A 5984-nucleotide genomic window follows, 5' to 3' on the forward strand; every position below is an offset into this window, starting at 1 on the left:
CGCAAGCCCCAATACATGCTGTGCGGGGAGCATTGCATTCGCGAGCAGGCTCGCTCCCACAGGGCTTGCAATAACTTGGCGGGCGGTTAAGGTTCGTGCAGGTTTATCGCCCCCACGAGTGTTCAATGTTCAACCGCTCCCTCTATACAACCTTCGCCAGTCTGCTGTTGACCGCCGCTGCGCTGCCGGCCCAGGCCAATTGGTACCTGGACGGCGAGTCGTCGCGGCTGTCGTTCGTCAGCACCAAAAATGCCAGCGTATCGGAAGTGCAGCGCTTTCTGGTGCTGCACGGCAAGGTCGACCCCAACGGTCGCGCCGAGGTCGAAGTCGAGCTCGAATCGATCAACAGCGGCATCCCCCTGCGTGATGAGCGCATGCGCAAGGAGCTGTTCCAGATCGAGCAGTTTCCCGCAGCCACCATCACCACCCAAATCGACCTGCGCCCGATCAACGATCTGGCCCCCGGCGCGCAGCTGGAGTTGCGCCTGCCGCTGACCGTCAGCCTGCACGGCAAGCAGCACGAATACCCGGCCGAGTTGCTTGCCACTCGTCTGGATGATCGGCGTTTTCAGGTGGTCACGCTGGAGCCGCTGGTGATCAACGCCGAGGATTTCGATCTGGCGCCGGGCCTGGAAAACCTGCGCAAACTCGCCGATCTGTCGGCCATCAGTCTGTCGGTGCCGGTGGGTGCGGTGCTGATTTTCACGGCGCGCTGACATGCGCGGTGCGGTGTTCCCCTGGCGTGACGGCAACCGTTTCGAACTGTTGATCGACGGCCCGCAGTTCTTTCCGCGCATGCTCGAGCACATCGCTGGAGCTACAGAACAGATCGAACTGGAGCTGTACCTGGTCGAGGCCGGCGCCTGCGCCGAAGCCATCGTCCAGGCGCTGGTCGCGGCGGCCGAGCGCGGCGTGCGCGTGCGTTGCCTGTTCGATGATTACGGCAGCCTCGCGTTCACGCTGCATCTGCGCCAGCGCCTGACGCAGGCCGGGGTCGAGCTGCGTTTCTACAATCGCCTGAGCTGGCGGCGCTGGGTCGGCAACTTCTATCGCGACCACCGTAAATTGCTGCTGGTCGACCAATGCCTGGCCGTGGTCGGCGGCACCGGCGTGACCGATGAATTCTGGACGCCGGGCCATGATGTCAGCGAGTGGCACGAAGTGATGGTCGAGATCAGCGGCCCGTTGGTGATCGATTGGCAATTGCTGTTTGATCGCCAGTGGATCGCCAACCGCTACCGCCGCGCCTGGCGCCCGGCCGCGCATTTTGGTCTGCCGCGTTTGCCGCGCGTACCGGACAAGGGCGAAGGCATGGGCCGTGTGGCGTATGCCGACGCCCGCCAGCACCGCGATATTCTGCAATCGCTGTTTCGCGCGCTGAACAGCGGGCAAAAACGCATCTGGATGGCCACGCCGTACTTTCTGCCGACCTGGAAAATCCGTCGCTCGCTGCGCAAAGCAGCTGCACGCGGGGTCGATGTGCGGCTGTTGCTGACCGGGCCGCGCACCGATCACCCGTCAGTGCGCTACGCCGGACACCGCTACTACCCGCGCCTGCTCAAGGCCGGGGTGCAGATCTTCGAATACCAGCCGTGCTTCCTGCACCTGAAAATGGTTCTGGTGGACGAATGGGTAAGCATCGGTTCGTGCAACTTCGATCACTGGAATCTGCGTTTCAATCTGGAGGCGAACCTGGAGGCGCTGGACCCGGCGTTGACGGCAGCGGTGGAGGCGAGCTTTGTGAAGGACTTCGGCTTGAGTCAGCTGGTGAGTCTGGAGGAATGGCAGCGCCGACCGTTGTGGCGGCGGGTCAAGCAGCGGGTGTGGGGCTGGGTGGATCGGTTGGTGGTGAATATTCTCGACCGTCGCGGATAACCACGATTTTGAATACACCCTGAATCCAATGTGGGAGCGAGCCTGCTAGCGAAAGCGGCGTGTCATTTGATCGTTCCCACGCTCCGCGTGGGAATGCCTCCAGGGACGCTCCGCGTCCAGTGACGCGGAGCGTCACGGGCTGCATTCCCACGCAGAGCGTGGGAACGATCAGTGCAGGGGGGGCAGTGTGCTTGCTGTTACAGCAATTCAAAGCTCTGCTGCGTCACCGCCTGCGAATCCAGGCCGATCTGCACGTTGAACTTGCCAGGCTCGGCCGCGTATTTGAGCTGGGCGTTGTAGAACTTCAGGTCTTCCTCGGTAATGGTGAAGTGCACGACTTTCTGTTCGCCGGCCTTGAGCATGATCTTCTGGAAGTTCTTCAGCTCTTTCACCGGGCGGATCATCGAACCGGTGACGTCCTGGATGTACAACTGCACCACGGTTTCGCCGTCACGCTTGCCGGTGTTCTTGACCATGACGCTGGCGTCGAGCTTGCCGCTGGCGTTCAGGGTGGTCGATGACAGCGCCATATCGCTCAGGGCGAAGGTGGTGTAGCTCAGGCCATAACCGAACGGAAACAGCGGGCCGGTGGTGTCATCGAAATACTGCGAGGTGTAGTTGCCCGGTTTGCCCGGCGTGAACGGCCGGCCGATGCTCAGGTGGTTGTAGTAGGTCGGGATCTGGCCCACGGAACGCGGGAAGGTCACCGGCAGTTTGCCCGACGGGTTGTAGTCGCCGAACAGCACGTCGGCGATGGCGTTGCCGCCCTCGGTGCCGCTGAACCAGGTTTCCAGAATCGCATCGGCCGACTGGTTCTCTTCGAGAATCGTCAGCGGACGGCCGTTCATCAACACCAGTACCAGCGGTTTGCCAGTGGCTTTAAGTGCGCGAATCAATTCGCGCTGGGTTTCCGGGATGTTCAGGTCAGTGCGGCTTGAGGATTCGTGGGACATGCCACGGGACTCGCCGACAGCGGCGACGATCACGTCAGCATCCTTCGCCGCTTTCACCGCTTCGTCGATCAGCACGTTCGCCGGGCGCGGGTCATCGACCACTTCCGGGGCATCGAAGTTGAGGAAGTTCAGGTAGTCGAGGACCTTCTTGTCGCCCGTGATGTTGGCGCCACGGGCGTAGATCAGGTTGGCCTTGTCGCCGATCACCGAACTCATGCCATCGAACAGCGTGACCGATTGTGCCGGGCGCCCGGCGGCGGCCCAGCTGCCCATCATGTCGATCGGCGCTTTCGCCAATGGACCGACCAGCGCGATTTTCGCGTCTTTCTTCAGCGGCAGGGTTTCGTTGTGATTCTTCAGCAGCACCAGACTGCGCCGCGCGACTTCGCGGGCCTCGGCGCGGTGCAGGCGGCTCTCGGCGTAGGTGTCGGCCGGATCATCCTCGGCCTTGCCGATGCGCAGGTACGGGTCCTTGAACAGGCCCATGTCGTACTTGGCCGCGAGCACTTCGCGCACAGCGTTGTCGATGTCTTTCTGTTCGATCTCACCAGACTTGAGCAACCCCGGCAGTTCTTTGCCGTAGAGGGTGTCGTTCATGCTCATGTCGATGCCGGCCTTGATCGCCAGCTTCGCCGCTTCGCGACCGTCGCGCGCGACACCGTGCTTGATCAGTTCGAAAATCGCGCCGTGATCGCTGACTGCCAGGCCTTTGAAGCCCCAGTCCTTGCGCAGCAGGTCGTTCATCAGCCAGGTGTTGGCCGTGGCCGGAATGCCGTTGATCGAGTTCAACGCCACCATCACACCACCGGCGCCGGCATCGATCGCGGCGCGGTAGGGCGGCAGGTAATCCTGGTACATCTTCACCGGGCTCATGTCGACGGTGTTGTAGTCGCGGCCGCCCTCGACCGCGCCGTACAGGGCGAAGTGCTTGACGCTGGCCATGATGCTGTCGGCGGCGCTCGGGGTCTCGCCCTGATAGGCCTTGACCATGACTTTGGCGATGCGCGAGGTCAGGTAGGTGTCTTCGCCGAAACCTTCGGAACTGCGGCCCCAGCGCGGATCGCGGGAGATATCCACCATCGGCGCGAAGGTGATGTCGAGGCTGTCGGCGGCGGCTTCTTTAGCCGCAACGCGACCGGACTGGCCGATGGCGTCCATGTCCCAGCTCGACGCAAGGGCCAGCGGAATCGGGAAAATCGTACGGTGACCGTGGATCACGTCGTACGCGAAAAACATCGGAATCTTCAGGCGACTGCGCATGGCAGCGTCCTGCATCGGACGGTTTTCCGCGCGGGTGATCGAGTTGAACGTGCCACCGATGTTGCCGCCGGCAATTTCCTTGCGAATCAGCTCGCGGGGCATTTCCGGACCGATGCTGATCAGGCGCAACTGGCCGATCTTCTCGTCGAGGGTCATTTGTTTCATCAGGTTGCTGATGAAGGCGTCCTTGTTTTCCAAAGGTACCGGGGTCGTGGCGGCCAGTACCTGATGACTGGCCAGGCTGACGAACAGACCCAGCAAACACAGCTTCTTCATGAATTTTTTCTCTAGAGCCCAAACGGTGATGCAACACCGGCCAGCCAAAATGTAGGGAGCGACTATTGTTGTTCGGATACCGGCGCAAAATCCTGAGCCGGAAAACCGCAGCCGACAGCGGCAACGTGAACGCGAAGGGCACTTTTTAGCCGATTAGCCCGTCGCATGCCAGTGGCGGCGCCGATTATGCCCCAACCGCTGGCCGGGAATGCCCAGCGTTCGGTTTTTAAATCAAATGTGTCATGGAGCATCACTGCAATGAATATCAGCTCAACCTCCCGTTCACGGTTACAGATCGCCACGTTGCTGGTGTTCGCCACGCTGTTGACCGCGTGCGGCATCAACAATATCCCGACCCTCGACGAACAGGCCAAAGCCGCGTGGGGCCAGGTGCAGAACCAGTACCAGCGCCGTGCCGACCTGATCCCCAATCTGGTGGAAACCGTGAAGGGCTACGCGGCCCACGAACAGGAAACCCTGACCGCAGTGATTGAAGCGCGAGCCAAGGCCACCTCGATTCAGGTCGATGCCAGCACCCTCGACAATCCCGAGAAGCTCAAGCAGTTCCAGCAGGCGCAGGATCAACTGACCGGCGCATTGAGCCGTTTGATGGTGGTCTCCGAGCGCTATCCGGATCTGAAGGCCAACCAGAACTTCCTCGCCCTGCAATCGCAACTCGAAGGCACGGAAAACCGCATTGCTGTAGCGCGCCGCGATTTCATCCTGGCGGTGCAGAAATACAACTCCGAGATCCGCACCTTCCCCGGTCGCCTGTGGCACAGCGTGATGTACAGCGATCTGCCAATGCGCGAAACCTTCGAAGCCACCACGCCCGGCGCGGAGAAGGCCCCGGAAGTGAAATTCTGATTCGAGGTTGCCCATGCGTGTGTTGAAACTGGGCCTGGTGCTGATGCTCTGGCTGTTCGCCGTCAGCGCCCGGGCCGAATTGACGTTTCCGCCGCTGAGCGGGCGCGTGGTCGATCAGGCGCAAATGCTCGAGCCATCGATTCGCGCGCAACTGAGCCAGCAATTGCAGGCGCACGAGCAGGCCACCGGCGAGCAATTGGTGGTGGTCACGCTGCCGGATCTGCAGGGCACCACCATCGAGGATTTCGGCGCCCAACTGGGTCGGCACTGGGGCATCGGCCAGAAGGACAAGAACAACGGCGCCTTGCTGATCGTCGCCCGTGACGAGCGCAAACTGCGCATCGAAGTCGGCTATGGCCTGGAGGATCGCCTGACCGATGCGCAGTCGTCGGTGATCATTCATCAGGTCATCACGCCGGCGTTCAAGGCCGGCAACTTAAGCAAAGGCATCAGCGATGGCGTTGCGGCGATGTTGGTGGTGCTCGGTGGCAATCCGCTCGATGAGCCGTCCACCGTGTACGAATCCAGCGGCGACCCGGCGGATGATTTCATCTCGCGGCACCCTGCGCTGTTCATGTTTCTGGTGATGTTGTTCATCGTGACGGTGTTTGTCTGCCAGATGCTCGGTATCCTGCCTGCCGGCCGGGGTGGCTCCGGAGGAGGGGGCGGCTTTGGCGGTGGGGGCGGATTCGGCGGCGGAGGCGGTGGCGGCTTCAGCGGTGGCGGGGGCAGTTTCGGCGGCGGCGGTTCGTG

Annotated in this window: 5 protein-coding genes; 4 read left to right on the forward strand and 1 reads right to left on the reverse strand. The window is 61.9% G+C overall.

Going from position 1 to position 5984, the window contains the following annotated elements; translation table 11 throughout:
• Positions 1 to 125 precede the first annotated feature (125 nt).
• Together QMX86_RS27020 and QMX86_RS27025 are read left to right on the forward strand one after the other, a co-directional pair.
• Positions 126 to 716, forward strand: coding sequence for a YceI family protein (locus tag QMX86_RS27020; RefSeq protein ID WP_039762684.1), 591 nt, complete (start codon positions 126 to 128; stop codon positions 714 to 716).
• Position 717: 1 nt separating this feature from the next.
• Positions 718 to 1875, forward strand: a complete 1158-nt coding sequence (locus tag QMX86_RS27025; protein WP_056783426.1) for a phosphatidylserine/phosphatidylglycerophosphate/cardiolipin synthase family protein — start codon at positions 718 to 720, stop codon at positions 1873 to 1875.
• Between the two features lie 197 nt (positions 1876 to 2072).
• Here the strand turns inward: QMX86_RS27025 and bglX are convergent, their stop codons facing one another.
• Positions 2073 to 4364: a beta-glucosidase BglX gene (gene bglX, locus QMX86_RS27030; protein WP_041478900.1), complete on the reverse strand. Its 2292-nt coding sequence runs from the start codon at positions 4362 to 4364 to the stop codon at positions 2073 to 2075.
• Between the two features lie 258 nt (positions 4365 to 4622).
• Between bglX and QMX86_RS27035 the strand changes: the two genes are divergently transcribed.
• Both QMX86_RS27035 and QMX86_RS27040 read left to right on the forward strand, forming a co-directional pair.
• Positions 4623 to 5231 carry a LemA family protein gene (locus QMX86_RS27035; protein ID WP_282387335.1) on the forward strand — a complete coding sequence of 203 codons (609 nt, stop codon included), beginning with the start codon at positions 4623 to 4625 and terminating at the stop codon, positions 5229 to 5231.
• Between the two features lie 13 nt (positions 5232 to 5244).
• On the forward strand, positions 5245 to 5984 hold a 740-nt coding region (locus QMX86_RS27040), incomplete at its 3' end, for a TPM domain-containing protein (protein ID WP_282390425.1).

Origin of the sequence: Pseudomonas sp. PS01270 (assembly GCF_029959775.1) — a bacterium.
GTDB lineage: Bacteria > Pseudomonadota > Gammaproteobacteria > Pseudomonadales > Pseudomonadaceae > Aquipseudomonas > Aquipseudomonas atacamensis.

Excerpts from the sequence above, each read along its gene's own strand:
- QMX86_RS27020 (WP_039762684.1), top strand. The coding sequence starts at position 126 with ATGTTCAACCGCTCCCTCTATACAACCTTCGCCAGTCTGCTGTTGACC.
- QMX86_RS27025 (WP_056783426.1), top strand. The coding sequence starts at position 718 with ATGCGCGGTGCGGTGTTCCCCTGGCGTGACGGCAACCGTTTCGAACTG.
- bglX (WP_041478900.1), bottom strand. The coding sequence starts at position 4,364 with ATGAAGAAGCTGTGTTTGCTGGGTCTGTTCGTCAGCCTGGCCAGTCAT.
- QMX86_RS27035 (WP_282387335.1), top strand. The coding sequence starts at position 4,623 with ATGAATATCAGCTCAACCTCCCGTTCACGGTTACAGATCGCCACGTTG.